General features: G+C 67.9%; 12 protein-coding genes. 6 read left to right on the forward strand and 6 right to left on the reverse strand.

Annotated elements, in window-relative coordinates:
- Positions 1 to 26: 26 nt before the first annotated feature.
- The gene (locus tag AC5WS7_RS35350) at positions 27 to 1,214 is read right to left on the reverse strand and encodes an 8-amino-7-oxononanoate synthase (protein ID WP_495958978.1); all 1,188 of its coding nucleotides are present in this window, start codon (positions 1,212 to 1,214) and stop codon (positions 27 to 29) included.
- 285 nt (positions 1,215 to 1,499) lie between these two features.
- A complete protein-coding gene (locus AC5WS7_RS35355) occupies positions 1,500 to 2,768 on the reverse strand; it encodes an adenosylmethionine--8-amino-7-oxononanoate transaminase (protein ID WP_495958979.1) in 1,269 nt (422 codons plus the stop codon).
- 172 nt (positions 2,769 to 2,940) lie between these two features.
- On the opposite strand from AC5WS7_RS35355, the gene AC5WS7_RS35360 reads away from it, so the two are divergent.
- The 3 genes from AC5WS7_RS35360 to treY all read left to right on the forward strand — a co-directional run bounded on the left by AC5WS7_RS35360 (position 2,941) and on the right by treY (position 8,604).
- Positions 2,941 to 3,879, forward strand: a complete 939-nt coding sequence (locus AC5WS7_RS35360) for a bifunctional helix-turn-helix transcriptional regulator/GNAT family N-acetyltransferase (protein WP_495958980.1) — start codon at positions 2,941 to 2,943, stop codon at positions 3,877 to 3,879.
- Between the two features lie 94 nt (positions 3,880 to 3,973).
- On the forward strand, positions 3,974 to 6,142 hold the full coding sequence (gene glgX / locus AC5WS7_RS35365) for a glycogen debranching protein GlgX (protein WP_495958981.1): 2,169 nt from the start codon (positions 3,974 to 3,976) through the stop codon (positions 6,140 to 6,142).
- Between the two features lie 35 nt (positions 6,143 to 6,177).
- A complete protein-coding gene (treY, locus tag AC5WS7_RS35370) occupies positions 6,178 to 8,604 on the forward strand; it encodes a malto-oligosyltrehalose synthase (RefSeq protein WP_495958982.1) in 2,427 nt (808 codons plus the stop codon).
- Between the two features lie 30 nt (positions 8,605 to 8,634).
- Here treY and AC5WS7_RS35375 read toward each other — a convergent pair whose 3' ends face one another.
- Positions 8,635 to 9,792, reverse strand: a complete 1,158-nt coding sequence (locus tag AC5WS7_RS35375) for a T6SS phospholipase effector Tle1-like catalytic domain-containing protein (protein ID WP_495958983.1) — start codon at positions 9,790 to 9,792, stop codon at positions 8,635 to 8,637.
- A 242-nt stretch (positions 9,793 to 10,034) separates the two neighbouring features.
- On the opposite strand from AC5WS7_RS35375, the gene dnaE reads away from it, so the two are divergent.
- A complete protein-coding gene (dnaE, locus tag AC5WS7_RS35380; RefSeq protein ID WP_495958984.1) occupies positions 10,035 to 13,580 on the forward strand; it encodes a DNA polymerase III subunit alpha in 3,546 nt (1,181 codons plus the stop codon).
- 159 nt (positions 13,581 to 13,739) lie between these two features.
- Here the strand turns inward: dnaE and AC5WS7_RS35385 are convergent, their stop codons facing one another.
- Together AC5WS7_RS35385 and AC5WS7_RS35390 are read right to left on the reverse strand one after the other, a co-directional pair.
- Positions 13,740 to 14,777, reverse strand: a complete 1,038-nt coding sequence (locus AC5WS7_RS35385) for a LacI family DNA-binding transcriptional regulator (RefSeq protein WP_495958985.1) — start codon at positions 14,775 to 14,777, stop codon at positions 13,740 to 13,742.
- Between the two features lie 477 nt (positions 14,778 to 15,254).
- Complete coding sequence (locus AC5WS7_RS35390) at positions 15,255 to 15,488, reverse strand: hypothetical protein (RefSeq protein ID WP_495958986.1); 234 nt, start codon at positions 15,486 to 15,488, stop codon at positions 15,255 to 15,257.
- A gap of 230 nt (positions 15,489 to 15,718) precedes the next feature.
- Here AC5WS7_RS35390 and ilvA point away from each other — a divergent pair, with 230 nt between their 5' ends.
- Positions 15,719 to 17,074 carry a threonine ammonia-lyase IlvA gene (gene ilvA, locus AC5WS7_RS35395; RefSeq protein WP_495958987.1) on the forward strand — a complete coding sequence of 452 codons (1,356 nt, stop codon included), beginning with the start codon at positions 15,719 to 15,721 and terminating at the stop codon, positions 17,072 to 17,074.
- Between the two features lie 56 nt (positions 17,075 to 17,130).
- Here the strand turns inward: ilvA and AC5WS7_RS35400 are convergent, their stop codons facing one another.
- The gene (locus tag AC5WS7_RS35400; RefSeq protein WP_495958988.1) at positions 17,131 to 18,381 is read right to left on the reverse strand and encodes a serine hydrolase domain-containing protein; all 1,251 of its coding nucleotides are present in this window, start codon (positions 18,379 to 18,381) and stop codon (positions 17,131 to 17,133) included.
- A gap of 53 nt (positions 18,382 to 18,434) precedes the next feature.
- Here AC5WS7_RS35400 and AC5WS7_RS35405 point away from each other — a divergent pair, with 53 nt between their 5' ends.
- On the forward strand, positions 18,435 to 19,832 hold the full coding sequence (locus AC5WS7_RS35405; RefSeq protein WP_495958989.1) for an alpha/beta hydrolase family protein: 1,398 nt from the start codon (positions 18,435 to 18,437) through the stop codon (positions 19,830 to 19,832).
- The last annotated feature ends 49 nt before the right edge of the window (positions 19,833 to 19,881 follow it).

The raw sequence follows: 19,881 nt of genomic DNA on the forward strand, positions 1-19,881 counted from the left end.
ATCCTCACTCCCACAAGAGAAAACAGTTACGACACGGACGCGCCGACGGGAATCACCTCCGGGCGCGGATCGGCCGCCCCGGCTCGCGCCTGCGCCAGCACCTCGCCCAGAACCGTTGCGATGGTGTCCATCTCGGCGTCGGTGAGATCGGCGCGCGCAGTCAGCCGCAGCCGCGAGGTGCCCTCGGGCACCGACGGCGGACGGAAGCATCCCACGTTCAGTCCGCGCGCCCGGCACGCGCCGGCGGCATCGTAGGCGACCTGCGCCTTGCCCAGCACCACCGACACCACCGCCGAATCCGGCTGTGGCACACCGGCGATGCGGGCGATCTGCGCCGCGCGGGTCAGCACCCGACCGCCCATGCCCGGATCGCGCCGCAGCACTCCCAGCGCCGCGCGGGCCGCGCCGACAGCCGCCGGGGCCAGTCCGGTGTCGAAGATGAACGTGCGCGCGGAATCGATCAGATGCGCCCGGACACGCTCGCTGGACAGCACCGCACCGCCTTGGGCGGCAAAAGCTTTCGACAGTGTCGCCGTGACGATCAGATCGGGCAGTCCGGCCAGGCCCAGCTCGTGCACCAGCCCGCGCCCGCCCTCGCCGCGCACGCCGATGCCGTGCGCCTCGTCGACGATCAGCACCGCGCCGTTGGCGTTGACCACCCGATGCAGATCGGTCAGCGGCGCGAGATCACCGTCGGCACTGAACACCGAATCGGTGAGCACCAGCGCCCGCTCCTCGCTGCGCTCGGCCAGCAGCCGGTCCACCGCCTCGACATCGCAGTGCGGGGCGATTTCGACCCGTGCCCGCGAGAGGCGGCAGGCGTCCACCAGCGAGGCGTGACTGCCCGCATCGGACACCACCAGCGAGCCGCGCCCGGCCAGTGCCGTGACCACGCCGAGGTTGGCGGCGTATCCGGTGGCGAACACCAATCCCGCTTCCGCGCCGACGAATTCGGCCAATTCGGCCTCGAAATCCTCGTGCGCGGTCGTCGTCCCGGTCACCAGGCGCGACCCGGTCGATCCGGTTCCCCAGGTGCGCACGGCATCGACCGCGCCGGCGATCACCTCGGGATGCCGGGACAGGCCCAGATAGTCGTTGGAGGCCAGATCGATCGCCGCGGAGCGGGGCCGGCGCGCCCGCAGTTCCCGCCGCAGTCCGGCGCTCACGCGCGCGGTGGCCCGCTCGTCCAACCAGCTCAACGGATCGCTACTCACAGCAGAGAAGCATACTTGAACGCCGTTCAGGAGCAAGGCCCGCCCGAGCAACGGTCCGTCGATACGCCGCGACGCGGACCTCCGGCCTCTGGACCGGGGCGGCGGCAGACATCGGTCGCTGCCGATCCAGCTGTGCACACACCACACATCAGGAAAGCGCCCGGCGATACCGCCGGGCGCCGGGGTACGACCGGCGGCAACCGCTTGCGACGCGGCGATCACCGGCTCCTCCACGACGAACCGATCCGCACCCCGCCGCGCGGACCGGTCCGCGCCCGAACGGATTCAGCTCGCGGCCGCCGCGACCACACCGGCGGTGATCCGGGCGATATCGTCCGGAGTGCTGATGAACGGGGGCATCGTGTAGACGAGGTTGCGGAACGGGCGCAGCCAGACCCCGGCGTCCACGGCGGCGTGCGTGGCCTTGCGCATATCGACCGGATGGTCGAGTTCGACGACGCCGATCGCACCCCGCACCCGCACCTCCACCACGCCCGGAACCTCTTGCGCCGCGGCCAGTCCGGCGGTGAGCCGGGCCTCGATCCCGGCGACCTCGCCGTACCAGTCGCGATCCAGCAGCAGTTCGATCGAGGCGACCGCGACCGCGCAGGCCAGCGGATTGCCCATGAAGGTCGGCCCGTGCATGAGCCCGCCGTGCCCGGCGCTGATCGTCTCGGCGATCCGCGACGTGCACAGGGTCGCGGCCAGGGTCAGGTATCCGCCCGTGAGGGCCTTGCCGAGGCACATCACGTCGGGCCGCACACCGACCCGGTCCGCGGCGAAAAACGTTCCGGTGCGGCCGAATCCGGTGGCGATCTCGTCGAATACCAGCAGGACGCCGTACTCGTCGCAGAGGCGGCGCAGGTCTTTCGGATAGTCCGGATGATGGAAGCGCATACCGCCCGCACCCTGCACGATCGGCTCGACGATCACCGCGGCGGTCTCCGCGGCGTGCTCGGCCAGCAGGCGCTCGAGTTCGCGGACGTACTCCGGCTCGTAGTCCTTCGGCGGCACGGGGGCGAAGATCTGCTCGGTGAGCACATCGGTCCACAGCGAATGCATGCCCCCCTCGGGGTCGCACACACTCATCGGCGTGAAGGTGTCGCCGTGATAACCGCCGCGCCAGGTGAGCAGCCGGCGCTTTTCCGGCTTGCCCAGCGCCCGCCAGTACTGCAGGCACATCTTGGCCGCCACCTCGACCGACACCGACCCCGAATCGCACAGGAACACCTTGTCCAGCCCGTCCGGGGTGTGTTCGACCAGCAACTGGCAAAGTCGCGCTGCGGGTTCGTGGGTCAAACCGCCGAACATGACGTGGCTCATCCGCTGCGCCTGCTCGGTCAGCGCGGCGTCCAGCACCGGATGCCGGTAACCGTGCACCGCGGCCCACCAGGAACTCATCCCGTCGACCAGTTCGCGACCGTCGGCCAGGGTGAGCCGGGTTCCGGCGGCGGAGGCCACGACCAGCGGTTCGGTCGGAGCCGGAAAACCGCCGTAGGGATGCCAGACGTGGGCGGCATCCAGCGCGGTGATCTCGTCGGGGGTCAGTACCACGGCAATCCTTCGCGAGGGCGTCCTTGAACGTCGTTCAAGTTACCATCGGCGCCCCGCCCCTCGGCATCCGCACGCGAAAACCGTCCACACCGGAAGGCCGTCGCGCTATCTTTTGACGGAGTCAAAGAATATTCTGACCGTGTCAAAGATAAGCGAACCGGAAGCGGAGCCCATGAACACCGCCCTCACGAGTACCGACGTCGCCATCGAGCACATCCACGCCGTCCGCGAATTCAATCGCCGGTACACCCGTTTGATCGGCGTCTTACACGAACACCTCGTCGACACCGACTATTCGTTGACCGAGGCGCGCATCCTGTTCGAACTGGCCCACTCCGACACCGCGGACGTGGTCGAACTGCGCCGGAGCCTGGACCTGGACCCCGGCTATCTCAGCCGCATCCTGGCCCGCTTCGAGCAGGACGGCCTGGTCGAGCGACGACGCAGCGAGCAGGACGCCCGTCGCCAGCAGGTGCGGCTGACCGGCCGGGGCCGCACCGTCTTCGCCGACCTGGACGAGCGCTCCAGCCGCGGCATCGCCGGCCTGCTCGGGGAACGGCCGGCCGCCGACCACACCCGCCTGGTCGAGGCCATGCACACCATCGAGACCATCCTCGACGGCCGCGACGCACCGGTGCGCATCCGCGACCCGCGCCCCGGGGACTACGGCTGGGTGATCGCGCGCAACGCCGTGCTGTACGCCGCCGAATACGGCTGGGACGGCAGTTACGAAACCCTCGTCGCGCGGATCGTGACCGGCTTCCTGGAATCGCACGATCCGCACACCGAACGCGCCTGGATCGCCGAGGCGGGCGGCGAGCGACTCGGGGCCGTGTTCTGCATGCGCGAGGACGACGACACCGCACGCCTGCGGTTGCTCCTGGTGGAACCGTCCGCCCGGGGCCGGGGCGTGGGCACCGCACTGGTCGGGCAGTGCCTGGAATTCGCCACCGCCGCCGGATACCGCGAGATGGTGTTGTGGACCAACGACGTGCTGACCTCGGCCCGGCACATCTACCAGCGGGCCGGATTCGAACTGGTCGAGTCCGAGCCGCACCACAGTTTCGGCAGGGATCTGCTCGGGCAGACCTGGCGTCGCGCGCTGCGCTGAGTCCGCGCCGGCGCGGTGCGAGAAATGCGCCGAACGCCACATCTCGACGCCCACCCGCGCCGGGTCCACAGGAACGCCCGTTACTGTCGGAGGCATGGTTCCACCCGACGCACTCGGTGAGGTCGCGCCGCTCGGCGTCTGGCCCGGCACCGCCTACCCGTTGGGCGCCACCTACGACGGAGCCGGAACCAACTTCTCCCTCTTCTCCGAGGTCGCCGAGCGGGTGGAGTTGTGCCTGATCGGACGGGACGGGACGGAGATCCGCATTCCGCTCGAGGAGGTCGACGGCTACGTGTGGCACGCGTACGTGCCCACGGTCGGCCCCGGACAACGCTACGGCTTCCGGGTACACGGCCCGTTCGAACCCGAACGCGGACTGCGCTGCGACTCGAGCAAGTTGTTGCTCGATCCGTACGGCAAGGCGTTCACCGGCGAGTTCGGCAACGATCCTTCGCTGTACACACCGGGCCGGGATTCGCTGGGGCACACCATGACCGGTGTCGTGATCAACCCGTACTTCGACTGGGCCGACGACCGCTCGCCGCGACGGCCCTATCACGAGACGGTCATCTACGAGGCGCACGTCAAGGGTATGACGATGACGCATCCGCAGGTGCCGCCCGAACTGCGCGGAACCTACGCCGGCATGGCGCATCCCGCGATCATCGAACACCTCATCGGACTGGGCGTGACCGCGGTCGAGCTGATGCCGGTGCACCAATTCCTGCACGACCGGCTGCTGTTGGACAAGGGGCTGCGAAACTACTGGGGTTACAACAGTTTCGGCTATCTGGCCCCGCATCACGAATACGCCGCCGATCCGCGCGCCGGCGCCGCGGTCACCGAATTCAAGGCCATGGTGCGCGCCCTGCACGCCGGGGGCATCGAGGTGATTCTCGATGTGGTCTACAACCACACCGGCGAGGGCAATCACCTGGGGCCGACCCTGTGCTTGCGCGGAATCGACAACGCGGCGTACTACCGTCTGGCACAGGAAGATCCGCAGCGCTACGTCGACTACACCGGCACCGGCAACAGCCTCAACGTCCGGCATCCGCACACCCTGCAGTTGATCATGGATTCGCTGCGCTACTGGGTACTGGAGATGCACGTCGACGGGTTCCGCTTCGATCTGGCGGCCACCCTGGCCCGCGAACTGCACGATGTCGACCGGCTGTCCACCTTCTTCGATCTGGTCCAGCAGGATCCGGTGGTCAGCCAGGTCAAACTCATCGCCGAACCCTGGGACGTCGGGGAGGGCGGCTATCAGGTCGGCAACTTCCCCAGCCTGTGGACCGAGTGGAACGGCAAATACCGGGACACGGTTCGCGATTACTGGCGCGGCGAACCGGCGACGCTGGGCGAGTTCGCCTCCCGGCTCACCGGCTCGTCGGATCTGTACGAGGCCACCGGCCGCCGCCCCGGGGCCAGTATCAACTTCGTCACCGCGCACGACGGGTTCACGCTGCGGGATCTGGTGTCGTACAACGACAAACACAACCAGGACAACGGCGAGGACAACCAGGACGGCGAGAACTACAACCGGTCCTGGAACTGCGGCGTCGAGGGCCCGACCGACGACCCGCGCGTTCTGGCCCTGCGAGATCGCCAGACGCGCAATATGATCGCCACCCTCGCTCTCTCCCAGGGCACCCCGATGCTGCTGCACGGTGACGAAATGGGCCGTACCCAGCACGGCAACAACAACGCCTACTGCCAGGACTCGTCCTTGTCCTGGGTGGATTGGACTCTGGCACAGAAGAACTCGGAGCTGCTCCAGTTCACCCGCGCCGCCTTGGCGCTGCGCGCGGCACATCCGGTGTTCCGACGCCGCCGCTTCTTCGACGGCCGCCCCAGCGCCGGAGACGACCGCGACGGTCGCCTCGACGCGCCCGACATCGCCTGGCTGACTCCGTCCGGCGCCGAGATGACCGCCGCGGACTGGGATTCCGGATTCGGCCGCTCCCTGGCGGTTTTCCTGAACGGCGCGCGGATCAACGAGCCGGGCCCGCGCGGTGAGCGCATCCGGGACGATTCGTTCCTGCTCTGCTTCAACGCTCACGACGCGCCCATCGAGTTCACCCTGCCGGGACCGGATTTCGGCACCCGGTGGTCCGTGGCCCTGGATTGTTCGACCCCCACCGGACACGCACCGGTCGACTACGACGCGCCGGCCGTGGTCGAGGTGCCGGACCGTTGCCTGCTGGTATTGCGCCGGACGGACCGGCCCGATACACCGGAACCGGTGTGGGCGAGGATGTAGGGCCGCACGAACGCCATGATGAGATCAAGACAGAGATGACAGAATTCGTTTCCCCCGAGTCACACACGACACCGGTGCTCCGGCAGACGAACGTCCGCAGCACCTATCGGCTGCAGCTGCGACCGGACGCGCTGACCTTCGCCGATGCCCGCGCGATCGCGGAATACCTGCAGCAACTGGGCATCTCGCATCTGTATCTGTCCCCGGTCATGAGCGCGATGCGCGGCTCCACGCACGGCTACGACGTCACCGATCCGACGACGGTGTCCGCGGCGCTCGGCGGTCCGGGCGGGCTCAAGGCGCTCTCGGACGAGTTACGCAGTCGCGGAATGGGTTTGATCATCGATCTGGTGCCGAACCACGTCGGGGTGAGCGATCCGCGACAGAACCCGTGGTGGTGGGACGTGTTGTGCCACGGCCGCAAATCCCAGTTCGCGCACTTCTTCGACATCGACTGGAGTTCGAACAACGGCGCGGGCGGGCGACTGGCGCTGCCGGTGCTGCAGAACGAGAACGATCCGGCCGCGCTGACCGTCGATCGCAGCGGCCCGGAACCGATGCTGGCACTGCACGATCTGCGCTTTCCCATCGCCGCCGGTACCGATGGGGAGAACGCGCTTCGGATCCACGACAAGCAGCATTATCGCCTGGTCAGCTGGAAGGCCGGGATCTGCACCTACCGCCGGTTCTTCTCGGTGTCGAGCCTGGCGGCGATCCGGCAGGAGGATCCCGCGGTCTTCGAGATCACCCACCGCGAACTGTCCGCCTGGTGTGAGCACGATCTGATCGACGGTGTGCGCGTGGATCATCCGGACGGGCTGGCCCATCCCGCCGCGTATCTGGCCCGTTTGCGCCGGCTGATCGGACCGCGCCGGTTGCTGGTGGTGGAGAAGGTACTGTCCAATCGCGAGCCGCTGGACGCGATGCTGCCCATCGACGGCACCACCGGCTACGACGCGCTGGCGGATCTGGGCGGGGTACTCATCGATCCGGACGGGGAGAAGGTCCTCACCGAACTGTCACGCAAGTACTGTGGGCACGGCAGCAACGGCGCGTGGATCGGCAACAACGAACATCGCATCAAGCGCGCTGTGGCCGAGACGATGCTCGTTCCCGAGATCCGCAGGCTCGTCGCCGCGATCAAGCGGGACGCGGGAGTCAGCGGCATCGACACCGTGCCGATCAGCGATATGGCGCTGACCAACGCCACGATCGAGGTGCTCTCGTTCATGCCCGTCTACCGCACCGACTACGCACCGCTGGCGGGCATGATCACCGCGGTGGTGCAGAAGGTGTGCAAGCGCAACAGCGAACTGACCGCGCCGCTATCGGTGCTGGTCACCGCGCTGGCCGCGAACGGAGAGGCAGCCGTGCGCCTGCATCAGGTGTGTGGGGCGGTGACCGCCAAGGCCGTCGAGGACACCATGTACTACCAGGGCGCGCGACTGGTCTCACTGCAGGAGGTGGGCGGCAATCCCGCCCGGTTCGGCCGGTCCGTGCTGGAGTTCCATCTGGCCAATTCCGAACGCGCGCAACGGTGGCCGGCGACGATGACGACGCTCACCACCCACGACACCAAACGCGGCGAGGACGTGCGCGCCCGGATCGGGGTGCTGTCCCAGGCCGCGGAGCTGTGGGCCGAGTCGGTGCCCCGCTGGTTCGAGAACACTCCGCCGCCGGACGAGGCGACGGCACTGTTCTTGTTGCAGAACATGTTCGGGATGTGGCCGAACGACGGGCGGCCCGCCGCGACGGTCGCGGGCCTGCGCGAGCGTCTCCATCTGTTCGCGGAGAAGGCCGCCCGCGAGGCGGGCACCAAAACCTCCTGGGAGGAACCGGATCTCGAGTTCGAGTCCGCACTGCACCAGTGGATCGACGCGGTGATCGACGGCCAGGTCGGCGGCGGGCTGTCCGAGACGGTGATCAAGCTCGCGCCGCACGCGTGGTCGGATGCGCTGTCGCAAAAGCTGCTTCAGCTCTGCGGTCCCGGCATCCCCGATATCTACCAGGGCTGTGAACTCTGGGAGGATTCGCTCGTCGATCCGGACAACCGCCGCCCGGTCGATTTCGGCCATCGCCTGACGATGCTGCAATCACTCACCGGCACACCGGAACTGGATTCCAGCGGTGCGGCCAAGATGTGGATCGTGGCCTATGCGCTGTGGCTGCGGCGCGAACGTCCCGAATGTTTCGTCGGCGGCGCGTACACGCCGCTGTTCGCCGCGGGCGACCGCGCCGGACACCTGATCGCCTATGCCCGCGGCCCGGTGGACGAGCCGCCGCAGGTCATCGTGGCCGCCACCCGCCACAGCCTCCGGCTGAGCGAAACCGGTTGGGGCGATGCGGCATTGGACCTGCCCCAGGGCACCTGGACCGACCGCCTCACCGGACACACCTTCACCACCCGCGTCCGCCTGGAGAAGCTGTTCACCCGGCTACCGGTCGCACTGCTGGTGCGCTAGTTGTACTTTCGGCGCTTCAAGGCTCGCCGGTCAGGCCAGGGCTTGTTCCGCTGCGGTGGGATTGGTTGGGGCGGCGGGGTTTGCGGTCTGTTCGACGGGGACGTTGTCGCTGCACTCCTGCGCCCAGCGGCGCAGGTTGGGCGGGTCGTAGTCGCCGTGCGGTTTCGCGCAGGAGGCCAGGTACACGCGCTTGTCATCGGGTGCGCACAGCCGCCGCCAGGCGTCCCGGTAGAACCTCGGGTTACCCGGGCGCAGCAGCGTCCCGATCAGATTCGTCACCCGGTAGGCCCAGGTCAGCGAATTGCTCGGATGTACCGGCCCGGTGGCGGATTCGCCGCGTTGGAAGATCTTGGCCAGCAGGTCGTCGTCGAATTCCAGGCCCTGTTCCCGCGCCTCGCGCACCATCCAGCGCAGCGTCCGATCCGAGAGCCGGCTGTCGGGCATGCCGCCGCCGATATCGGTGTGGCAGCCCTCGAACCACACCTGTTTGACGCGATCGGGCCGCTGCTGGGTGACGCCTTCCTCGTCGGTGACCTCCCACAGGCAGGGCTGGTAGATGCGCCGGCGCTCGTCGACGGCCAGCGCCTGACGCGCGGTGTGCACGCCCGGCGACAGCCGCAGATCGTGGAATCGGTAACGCCACGAGGTGATTCCGGGAACGCCCATCGCACCGACCGTGTCGAAGACACCCACGAATTTGATCGGCACCGGATACTGACAGTGCCGAGCGCGGAAATCGACCCACTCCTGCGGATCGGGATCGTCCGGATCATCCTTGCGCTGGCGGAAGATCCGCATCGCTTCGGGATACCGGCCCTCGATCATCGCTTCGGCGGACAGCAGACCGATCCGGGCGATCAGGCCGGTGAGACTGCGGGCCGTGTAGGCGCCGCGACTGAATCCGAAGACGAAGATCTCGTCGCCGGGCTCCCAGTTCAGCGCCAGCTGCCAGTACATGGTGGACAACCCGGCGTCCAGGCCGAGCCCGAACGCGCCGCCGAGGTATTTGTCCAGCAGGTAGCCGCGCGAGCCGGGCCCGTCGGTATAGAACACCCGCTGCCCGACCGACCCCCCGGCTGCCGCCGTGGTGTCCAGCCGCACCGATTCCGCGATCTTGACGACATTGGACACCGACGGATTGCTCGCCGTTCCCCACGTGCCGTCACAGCACACAACCAGACGTTTCATAACTGGATCCTCCCGCCCCACGCATGAGCCCCGCGCGCGTAGCCGACTACCCGAATCGTCCCGGGCGTCCCGCGCACAGCCTCATCATTCCCCGAAAACACCTCCCGCACACACTGGTTTCGCACACCGGGCACTCGGATCCGGACCCGGTCGACACGACCGAACGGCTACCACATGCACTTTCGCGCGGACCTCGGCCCACCTCCACGATTCCTGTCGTACCCGGGGCATAATCTCTAGCCGTGTCAGCCTCGGGATTCGTTCACCTCCACAACCACACCGAGTACTCGATGCTCGACGGCGCGGCGAAGATAACGCCGCTGTTCAAGGAGGCCGAGCGGCTCGGCATGACCGCCGTCGGCATGACCGACCACGGCAATATGTTCGGCGCCTCGGAGTTCTACAACTCGGCCAAGAAGCAGGGCATCAAGCCGATCATCGGCATCGAGGCGTACATCGCGCCCGAGTCGCGGTTCAACACCAAACGTGTCCAGTGGGGTGATCCGAGCCAGAAGGGCGACGACGTCTCCGGTTCCGGTGCGTACACCCATATGACGATGGTCGCGGAGAACGCGACCGGTCTGCGCAACCTGTTCAAGCTCTCCTCGCTGGCCTCGATCGAGGGTCAGCTCGGCAAGTGGTCCCGGATGGACGCCGAGATCATCGCCGAGTACGCCGAGGGCATCATCGCCACCACCGGCTGTCCCTCGGGCGAGGTGCAGACCCGGCTGCGCCTGGGGCACGAGCGCGAGGCGCTCGAGGCCGCGGCCAAGTGGCAGGAGATCTTCGGCAAGGACAATTTCTTCCTCGAGGTGATGGACCACGGCCTGTCCATCGAGACGCGGGTGCGCCAGGGTCTGCTCGAGGTCGGCAAGAAGCTCGGCATCCGCCCGCTGGCCACCAACGACTGCCACTACGTACACGAGTCCGACGCCACGAACCACGAAGCGCTGCTGTGCATTCAGACCGGCAAGACGCTCTCGGACCCGACCCGCTTCAAATTCGACGGCAGCGGCTACTACCTCAAATCCGCCGACGAGATGCGTGCCATCTGGGATGCCGAGGTGCCCGGGGCGTGTGACAACACGGTGCTGATCGGCGAGCGGGTGCAGTCCTACGAGGACGTGTGGACCCACCGGGACCGGATGCCGATCTTCCCCGTGCCCGAAGGGCACACCCAGGCCAGCTGGCTGCGTGAGGAGGTGCGCCGCGGCCTGGACCGCCGGTTCCCCGGCGGCCCGCCGCAGAAGTACATCGACCAGGTCGAGTACGAGATCGGCGTCATCCTGGAGATGGGCTTCCCGGCCTACTTCCTCGTCGTCGGCGACCTGATCAACCATGCCCGCGAGGTCGGCATCCGGGTCGGTCCGGGCCGTGGTTCGGCGGCCGGTTCGCTGGTCGCCTACGCGCTGGGCATCACCAATATCGACCCGCTGCCGCACGGTCTGCTGTTCGAGCGGTTCCTGAATCCCGAGCGCGTGTCGATGCCCGATATCGATATCGACTTCGACGATCGCCGTCGCGGTGAAATGGTGCGTTACGCCTCGGAGAAGTGGGGCAGCGACCGCGTCGCGCAGGTCATCACCTTCGGCACCATCAAAACCAAGGCCGCACTGAAGGATTCGGCCCGAGTTCTGCACGGGCAGCCCGGTTTCGCCATCGCCGACCAGATCACCAAGGCGCTGCCGCCGCCGATCATGGCCAAGGACATCTCGGTCTCGGGCATCACCGATCCCGAGCACGAGCGGTACAAGGAAGCCGCCGAGGTCCGCACGCTGATCGAGACCAATCCGGAGATCGCCAAGATCTACGAGACGGCCAAGGGTCTCGAGGGCCTGATCCGCAACGCCGGCGTGCACGCCTGCGCGGTCATCATGTCCAGTGAGCCGCTCACCGACGCGATCCCGGTGTGGAAGCGCGCGCAGGACGGCGCGATCATCACCGGCTGGGACTATCCGTCGTGCGAGGCCATCGGCCTGTTGAAGATGGACTTCCTGGGCCTGCGCAACCTGACGGTGATCGGTGACGCGCTGGACAACATCAAGGCCAACCGCGGCATCGACCTGGACATGGACACGCTGCCGCTGGACGACAAGGCCACCTTCGAATTGCTTTCGCGCGGTGACACTCTCGGCGTGTTCCAGCTCGATGGTGGTCCCATGCGAGATCTGCTGCGCCGCATGCAGCCCACCGCGTTCGAGGACATCGTCGCGGTCGGCGCGCTGTACCGCCCCGGCCCGATGGGCATGAACGCGCACAACGACTACGCCGACCGCAAGAACAACCGGCAAGAGGTCAAACCGATCCATCCCGAGCTCGAGGAGCCGCTGAAGGACATCCTGGGCGAGACCTTCGGCCTGATCGTCTACCAAGAGCAGATCATGCACGTCGCGCAGAAGGTGGCCGGGTACTCGCTCGGCCGAGCGGACATTCTGCGCCGCGCGATGGGTAAGAAGAAGGCCGAGGTCCTCGAGGCCGAATTCGAGGGCTTCGAGAAGGGCATGCTGGAGAACGGATTCTCCAAGGCCTCGATCAAAGCGCTGTGGGACACCATCCTTCCCTTCGCCGGATACGCGTTCAACAAATCGCACGCCGCCGCCTACGGCCTGGTGTCCTACTGGACCGCCTATCTGAAGGCGAACTATCCGGCCGAATACATGGCCGCGCTGCTCACCAGCGTCGGCGACGACAAGGACAAGGCCGCGGTCTACCTGTCCGACTGCCGCCGCCTGGGGATCACGGTGCTGCCGCCGGATGTGAACGAGTCCGAGCACAACTTCGCCTCGGTCGGCGCGGACATCCGGTTCGGGCTGGGTGCGGTGCGCAACGTCGGGGCGAACGTGGTGTCCTCGATCATCGCCGCCCGCAAGGAGAAGTCGAAGTTCACCGACTTCTCCGACTACCTGAACAAGATCGACACCGTCGCCTGCACCAAGAAGGTCACCGAATCCCTCATCAAGGCAGGCGCTTTCGACTCGCTCGGCCATCCCCGCAAGGGTCTGCTGCTGGTGCACTCCGATGCCATCGACGCGGTGATGTCCACCAAGAAAGCCGAGGCGATCGGCCAGTTCGACCTGTTCGGCGGGCTGGACGACGGCGATGAATCGATGGCCTCGGTCTTCGATGTGAAGGTTCCCGACGAGGAGTGGGAGTCCAAGCACAAGCTCGCGCTGGAGCGAGAGATGCTGGGGCTCTACGTGTCCGGGCATCCGCTCAACGGGGTCGAGCATGTGCTTGCGGCACAGGCGGATACGCCCATCCCATCGATTCTGCAGGGCGATGTGAAGGACGGCGCCCAGGTCACCATCGGCGGCATCCTGGCCTCGGTGAACCGGCGCGTCAACAAGAACGGACTCCCCTGGGCCTCGGCGCAATTGGAGGATCTCACCGGTGGGATCGAGGTGCTGTTCTTCCCGCAGTCCTATTCGGTGTACGGCATGGACGTCGTCGACGACGCGGTCGTGCTGGTCAAGGCCCGCGTCTCGATGCGCGACGATCGGATCTCGCTGATCGCCAACGATCTGGTGGTGCCGGACCTGTCCGCGATCGGCGTGGAGAAACCGCTCGCCGTGACCATCCCGACCCGGCTGTGCACCCCCGACAAGGTCAGCGCCCTCAAACGCGTCCTGTCCAGCCACCCGGGCACCGCGGACGTCCACATCCGCCACGTCGGCTCCCGAGAGAAGACCACCGTCCTCAAGGTCGCGGACAACCTCCGCGTCTCCCCCTCCTCGGCACTCATGGGCGACCTGAAGGCATTGCTCGGCCCGGGGTGCCTGGCCGGCTGAGGAGGCGGCGAGGTAACCCGGGCCGCACCGCCTCGGTCCGGCCCGGAGTTCCACGTCGACCGCTCCCTACCACTGATTGAGGTGCGGCCGCCGTGGATCCACTCCGGCTCGTTCCCAGGTTTGGCGACAGGATCGCTGAACCGGCCGGGATCGCCGCTGCTACCGCGCGGGCGGGGCGGTGCTTTCGCGGACGACGAGGGTGGGGACCACCGGGGGCGGTTCGGGGACGTCGGTGTCGGATTCCAGGAGTTGCAGCAGCAGTTGCATGCTGCGGCGGCCGACCTCGTCGAAGTCCTGTCGCATGGTGGTCAGGGGCGGGGTCAGGTACGCGGCCTCGGGGATGTCGTCGAAGCCGACCACCGAAACGTCTTCGGGGACACGGATTCCGCGTTCGGCGAAGGCACGCAGCAGGCCCAGCGCCATCTGATCGTTGGCGGCGAAGACCGCGGTGACCCCGGATTGGGCGGCCAGCACCAGACCGGCCTCGTAGCCCGAGCGGGCGCTCCAATCACCGCCGATCAGCGGCGGGATCTCCGCACCGGCCGCCTCCAGGGCGCGCCGCCAGCCCTCGGCGCGGTCGCGCGCCTCGAGCCAACCGGCCGGGCCGGAGACGTGCCATACGGTGCGATGTCCCAGGTCGAGCAGGTGTCGCACGGCCAGCCGGGTGCCTTCGAACTGGTCCACGGCGGCGGCGGGCAGTCCGGCGTCCTGGCCGGCCTCGACCGCGACCACGACCAGTTGGCGGGGCATCGAGTGCAATGCGGCGGCGGTGGTCTGCTGCGGCGCGATGACGATCACCCCATCGACGCCCTGATCGGCGAGGGTGTTCACCGCGGCCAGCACGCTGGGCCGGTCCACGGTCTCCAGGGTGGCGATACTGACGCCGTAACCGGCTGCGCGCGCGGCCCTTTCGATGCCCAGCATCATCGATGCCGGACCGAACAGCACGGTGTCGAAGGTGACCACGCCCAGGACCTTCGAACGCCGGCTGACCAGACCGCGGGCCATGGCATTGGGGCGATATCCCAGCGTTTCGACGGCGGCCAGAACGCGCTCGCGCGTTTCGGCGCGCACCTGCGGGCTGTCGTTCAGCACGCGCGAGACGGTCTGATGTGACACACCGGCCAGCTTGGCCACGTCCGTCATCACCGCCGGACGGCCCGGCTTTCCCGGGGAGCGCCCGTTCCGGTCCTTCACATCCCCACCTTCCGTGCCGGACTACCGGCGTCGATCCATGACTCAGGTTAGCGCCCGCATCCATCCGTGCCACTGCCCGCCCGGCTGGGGGTGAATCACCCTGCGCCTCAAGCGATGCCGGAGGCGGCAATTCTCGTTTCACCGCGCGGGAGAATTTCGGACGTATGGATGTTAGCGCTCACAGACGCACTGGTCGCGAACCTCGGCCGCGAAATCGGAGAAATTTCGAAAGATGCTGCGCACCAAACGATCCCATTCGGAACTATGAATGGCCGCCGCGTCCGGTCGGCACGATATGTCCACGAGGCGCCCACTCGACCATTCGGTCCCATCGAGCCGGCCCGAGCAGGGCCGGGAACCAGCGCCCATGTCCGGACCTGTTCACAGCTCGCCCCGAGGCCATAATCCGCGATCGCCACAGCCCGGAACATCATGCCGGTACTGTCGACCGGAGTGAGCCCGGCCGCCGAGCCGAGATCAGGAGACCGGGCGAACCAGCCGACCGGCAGCGGCGACCGTCCAGCGCAGCGCGGCCACCGCAGCGGCGACGAGCACGGCGACCTGCACGGATCCGGTGACCAGCCCCAGGACGAGACCGACCAGCAACCCCAGGGCCAGCGCCTCGAGCTTGTACAACGGCCACTGCGCACCGGCGATATCGACCGTCCGCGCGCCGCGGGCGACGGTTCGCTCAGGGTTCACCACTGCCATCTCGTCAGGGTACACGCATATCTAAGTTCGGTCCACCGAACTTCTCTTCCGCCCAACACTGCCCGACCGATGCGCCCCGATCCGGACGGTCCGGCCCGCGCAGCACTCGCAGTCCCGAAAATCACGAATATCCGCCCAGGTCACCGTCACTTCGGCGGACGGGCCCCGCCACCGGCACACAGCCGGCGGGTGCACGTCACACCGGTTCGGGTCCCGGATAGCATGTTCGGGTGTCCGAACCGCTTGATGTCGCAGAGAAGTTGTCCGGTCCGCTGCCCGAACTGAGCGCGGACGAGATCGATGCTGCCGCCAAGCGAATTTCCGACATCATCGAGCCCACGCCGCTACAACGGATCGATCGGCTCTCGACGCTGTGCGGCGCGGAGATCTACGTCAAGCGCGAGGACCTTACGGCCGTGCGCTCCTACAAACTGCGCGGCGCCTACAACCTGATCGTGCAACTCACCGACGCCGAGCGCGCGGCGGGCGTGGTGACCGCCAGCGCCGGAAATCATGCCCAAGGTGTCGCGTTCGCCTGCCGCGCGATGGGTATCACCGGCCGCATCTACGTCCCGACGACGACCCCGAAGCAGAAGCGCGATCGAATCCGCGCGCACGGCGGCGAGTTCGTGGAACTGCTCGCCATCGGCGACACCTTCGACGCGGCGGCCGCGGAGGCCGCCGCCGACGTCGCCCGCACCGGCGCGACGATGGTGCCGCCCTTCGACGACCCCCGCACCGCCGCCGGGCAGGGCACCATCGCCGCCGAGATCCTCGAACAGCTCGGCCGCACACCGGATCTGGTGATCGTTCCGGTCGGCGGCGGTGGCTGCCTGGCCGGAATCGGCACCTATCTGCGCGAACGTTCGCCCGCCACAGCGATTCTCGCGGTCGAACCGGCGGGAGCCGCCTCGATGACCGCGGCGCTGGTGGCCGGTGGCCCGGTCACGCTGCCCGAGGTGGACCCCTTCGTCGACGGCGCGGCCGTGCGGCGGATCGGCGATCTGCCCTACGCCGCGGTCACCAGTTTCGGCGGCCGGGTCGTCTCGCACGCTTCCCTCCCGCTGCTCACCGCGACCGAATCCCCCAGGGGCGCAGGCTCTTTCCGGATGATGCTGGTCGACGAGGGTGCGATCTGCACGGCCATGCTGGAGCTGTACCAGAACGAGGGCATCATCGCCGAACCGGCGGGCGCGCTGTCGGTGGCCGGGCTCGCCGAGATCGACATCACCCCCGGCTCCACCGTGGTCTGCCTGATCTCCGGCGGCAACAACGACGTCTCGCGCTACGGCGAGGTCATCGAACGTTCCCTCGTCCACCAGGGCCTGAAACACTATTTCCTGGTGGATTTCCCCCAGGAGCCCGGCGCCCTGCGCCGCTTCCTGGACCAGGTCCTGGGCCCCGAGGACGACATCACCCTGTTCGAATACGTCAAACGCAACAACCGCGAAACCGGCGCGGCCCTGGTCGGCGTCCAGCTCGGCTCCCCGGACGGCCTGCAACCCCTCCTGGTCCGCATGCACGCCTCTCCCCTCCAATGCGAACGCCTGGACCCCAACTCCCCCGCCTACCGCTACCTCACCTGACACAGGCGCTGCGCGACAACACGTTCCGCACGAACAACGACCGATCCCCGCGGAGCCTATGCGGCTCCGCGGGATTCGCGGACCTCACGTACTCGCGGGACGGCGTGCGCACCGCGGACGACCAGGGGAAGGATCCAGGTGGAGGCGATCTGGTCCCAGGCGAAGCGGCTCATGTCCAGCCGGTTGTGCGCGAAACCGACAGACAGGCCCTGTTGCGGGTCGGTCCAGCCGAACGAACCGCCGAGGCCGATGTGGCCGAAGCCGGTGCGCGAGCCGGTGGTCGGCATGGAGTGGTAGCCCAGATGCCACATCATCGGCAGGTAGAACAGCGTGCGGTCCAGGCGGTAGGTCTGCACCTGGCGCAGCGCACGAACCGTGCGCGCGGACAGATACCTGCGGCCGTCGATCATGCCGTCGCCGAGCGCGCCGTACAGCGTGGCCAGCCCGGACGCCGTGCATATTCCGTTGCCCGCACCCATTTCCGTGCCGAGGATCAGCGGATCCTCGCCTTCGAGAATGGTTTCCACACCCGGCAGGAACAGCGATCGCGTTACCGCGCCGAGGGTGCCCGGGATCCCGTGGGCATGGCCGAAGAACAGCGCGCCGAGCGGTGCCCGAACTCCCGACAGCAGCGAACCACGCAGTGCCGCGACGGTCGTCGTCGAACCTTGCGGAGGGCGGCCCAGATGGATGCCGTCGACGCCGAGTGGTTCGGCGACCTCGGTGCGGAACAGTTCGGACATGCGGCGGCCGGTGACCGCGCGGGCCAGCCCGGCCACCAGCCAGCCGAAGGTGAGCGCGTGGTACGCCGGGACGCCCAGCAGCCGGTCGGGCGAGGCCGCCGCCAGCCGCTGTTCCATCAGCTCGTGGTCGAGCACATCGTCGATCCCGACCGCTATCGGCGGCAGCGAGGAAAGCCCGGCACGGTGGGACAGCAAGTGCCGCACCGTAATTCGTTCCTTACCGGCGACGCCGAAGTCGGGCCAGTATTCCGCGACGGGCGCGTCGTAATCCAACAGGCCGCGGTCCGCGAGCCGGTGCACAACCGTTGCGGCGACGCCTTTGGTCGCCGAGAAGACCAGGGCGCCGGTATCGCGTGACCAATCGGTGCCGGGCGATGCCTCCCCGGTCCAGATTTCCACGAGAGGTTCGCCGTGCCGCATGACCGTCAGACCGCCTCCCGCACCGGGGCGGCCGCCTACGAAGGTCGCGAAGGCGCGCACCAGCGGTGCGAATCCGGCGGCGGCGGATCCGTGCACCCCCTCGGGCAGCGCCGCGAGGCCGGACGAGAAAGCGTCATTGCTCACATATCCACCATATCGACGGTGGGTGTCCTCCGTACGGGCGGCTACGCTGAGTTATGCGATCGTTGCGGGTCATGGCGCTGATTCTGCTGATCATCGCGGCGGCGTGCGCACCTCCGCCGCGCCGGCCAGGAACAGCGGAGACCCGGGATACGCTCGCGGGTGACTGGACCGGCACGCTGGAGATTCCCGGACAGCCGCTGCCACTGGGCATCACTCTCGACGGCGACAGCGCCAGTCTCTCGATTCCGGTTCAGGGCTTGTTCGCGCACCCGCTCGCACAGGTGCACGCCGCGTCCGACAAGGTCGCCTTCATCGTCCCCGGGCTACCCGGTGCACCCGCCTTCGACGGCCGCTACGACCCCGTGCGTGCGGTTATCACCGGGACGTTCACCCAGTCAGGGCACGACCTGCCGTTGACGCTGCATCGCGGAGCCGTCCCGGTGCCGCCGCGCCCGCAGGAGCCGGTTCCTCCGCTGCCGTACCGGTCCGAGGACGTGACGTACCGCAGCGGGGATATCACCATCGCCGGGACGCTCACCCGGCCCTCGACCCCGGGCCCGTACCCAGCGGTAATCCTGCTCAACGGCAGCGGAAAGAGCGACCGGAACGAGGAGATCTTCGGACACAAGCCGTTTCTGGTACTCGCCGACGCGCTCACCCGAGCCGGATATGCCGTGCTGCGCACCGATAAACGCGGTGTCGGCGGCACCGGCGGCATCCTGGCCGACGCCGACTACGAGGATCTGGCCGGCGACGTCGTCGCGGGAGTGGATTTTCTGCGTTCGGACCGGAACATCGACCCCGAGCGCATCGGTTTGCTCGGCCACAGCGAGGGCGGCTACATCGCACCGCTGGTCGCGTCCCGGCCGGAGAACCGGATCGCATTCGTGATCACGATGGCCGGTCCCGCGGCGTCCGGTAAGGAGGTTCTGCTGGCACAGAACCAGGCGCTGCTGGCCGCGCGCAACGCATCCGCCGACGAGGTCGCCGCGCAGATCGGCTTCGTCGACACCCTCGCCACGCTGCTGCTCAACGGCGATCCGGATCGGGCCCGGCGGTACGCGATCGAGCACAACGCCACCCTCCCAGCCGAGCAACGGCAACCCGAGTCCGTACTGGACCGGTTCCTCACCACGAACTTCACCTCGTTCCTCGGCTACGATCCGGCCGCGGCGCTGGAATCGCTGCGCATACCCGTCGCGGCGATCTTCGGCTCGAAGGATCTGCAGGTACCGGTCGACCAGAACGCCCCGCTCGCTCGCACGCTACTGGCCTCGGACCCCGATGCGGATGTCCGCGTCTTCGACGGCCTCAACCACCTCATGCAACCCGCCACAACGGGCAGCCCGGCCGAGTACGGGCAGATCCGGACCACCATCGCGCCGGAGGTGCTCGACTACCTGACCGGCTGGCTGCACCAACAGGTACCGCCGGGAACAGCACAGCGATAACGGCCAACCCGCCCGCGCGTCATCGGGCTCGCGGCCGCGGGAACTCACC

The sequence above is a fragment of the Nocardia sp. PLKS1-43 genome (assembly GCF_059510335.1).

What these genes read in the sequence shown, in the direction of transcription:
- AC5WS7_RS35360 (WP_495958980.1), top strand. Translation starts at nt 2,941, where the DNA reads ATGAACACCGCCCTCACGAGTACCGACGTCGCCATCGAGCACATCCAC.
- glgX (WP_495958981.1), top strand. Translation starts at nt 3,974, where the DNA reads ATGGTTCCACCCGACGCACTCGGTGAGGTCGCGCCGCTCGGCGTCTGG.
- treY (WP_495958982.1), top strand. Translation starts at nt 6,178, where the DNA reads ATGACAGAATTCGTTTCCCCCGAGTCACACACGACACCGGTGCTCCGG.
- AC5WS7_RS35375 (WP_495958983.1), bottom strand. Translation starts at nt 9,792, where the DNA reads ATGAAACGTCTGGTTGTGTGCTGTGACGGCACGTGGGGAACGGCGAGC.
- AC5WS7_RS35390 (WP_495958986.1), bottom strand. Translation starts at nt 15,488, where the DNA reads ATGGCAGTGGTGAACCCTGAGCGAACCGTCGCCCGCGGCGCGCGGACG.
- AC5WS7_RS35405 (WP_495958989.1), top strand. Translation starts at nt 18,435, where the DNA reads ATGCGATCGTTGCGGGTCATGGCGCTGATTCTGCTGATCATCGCGGCG.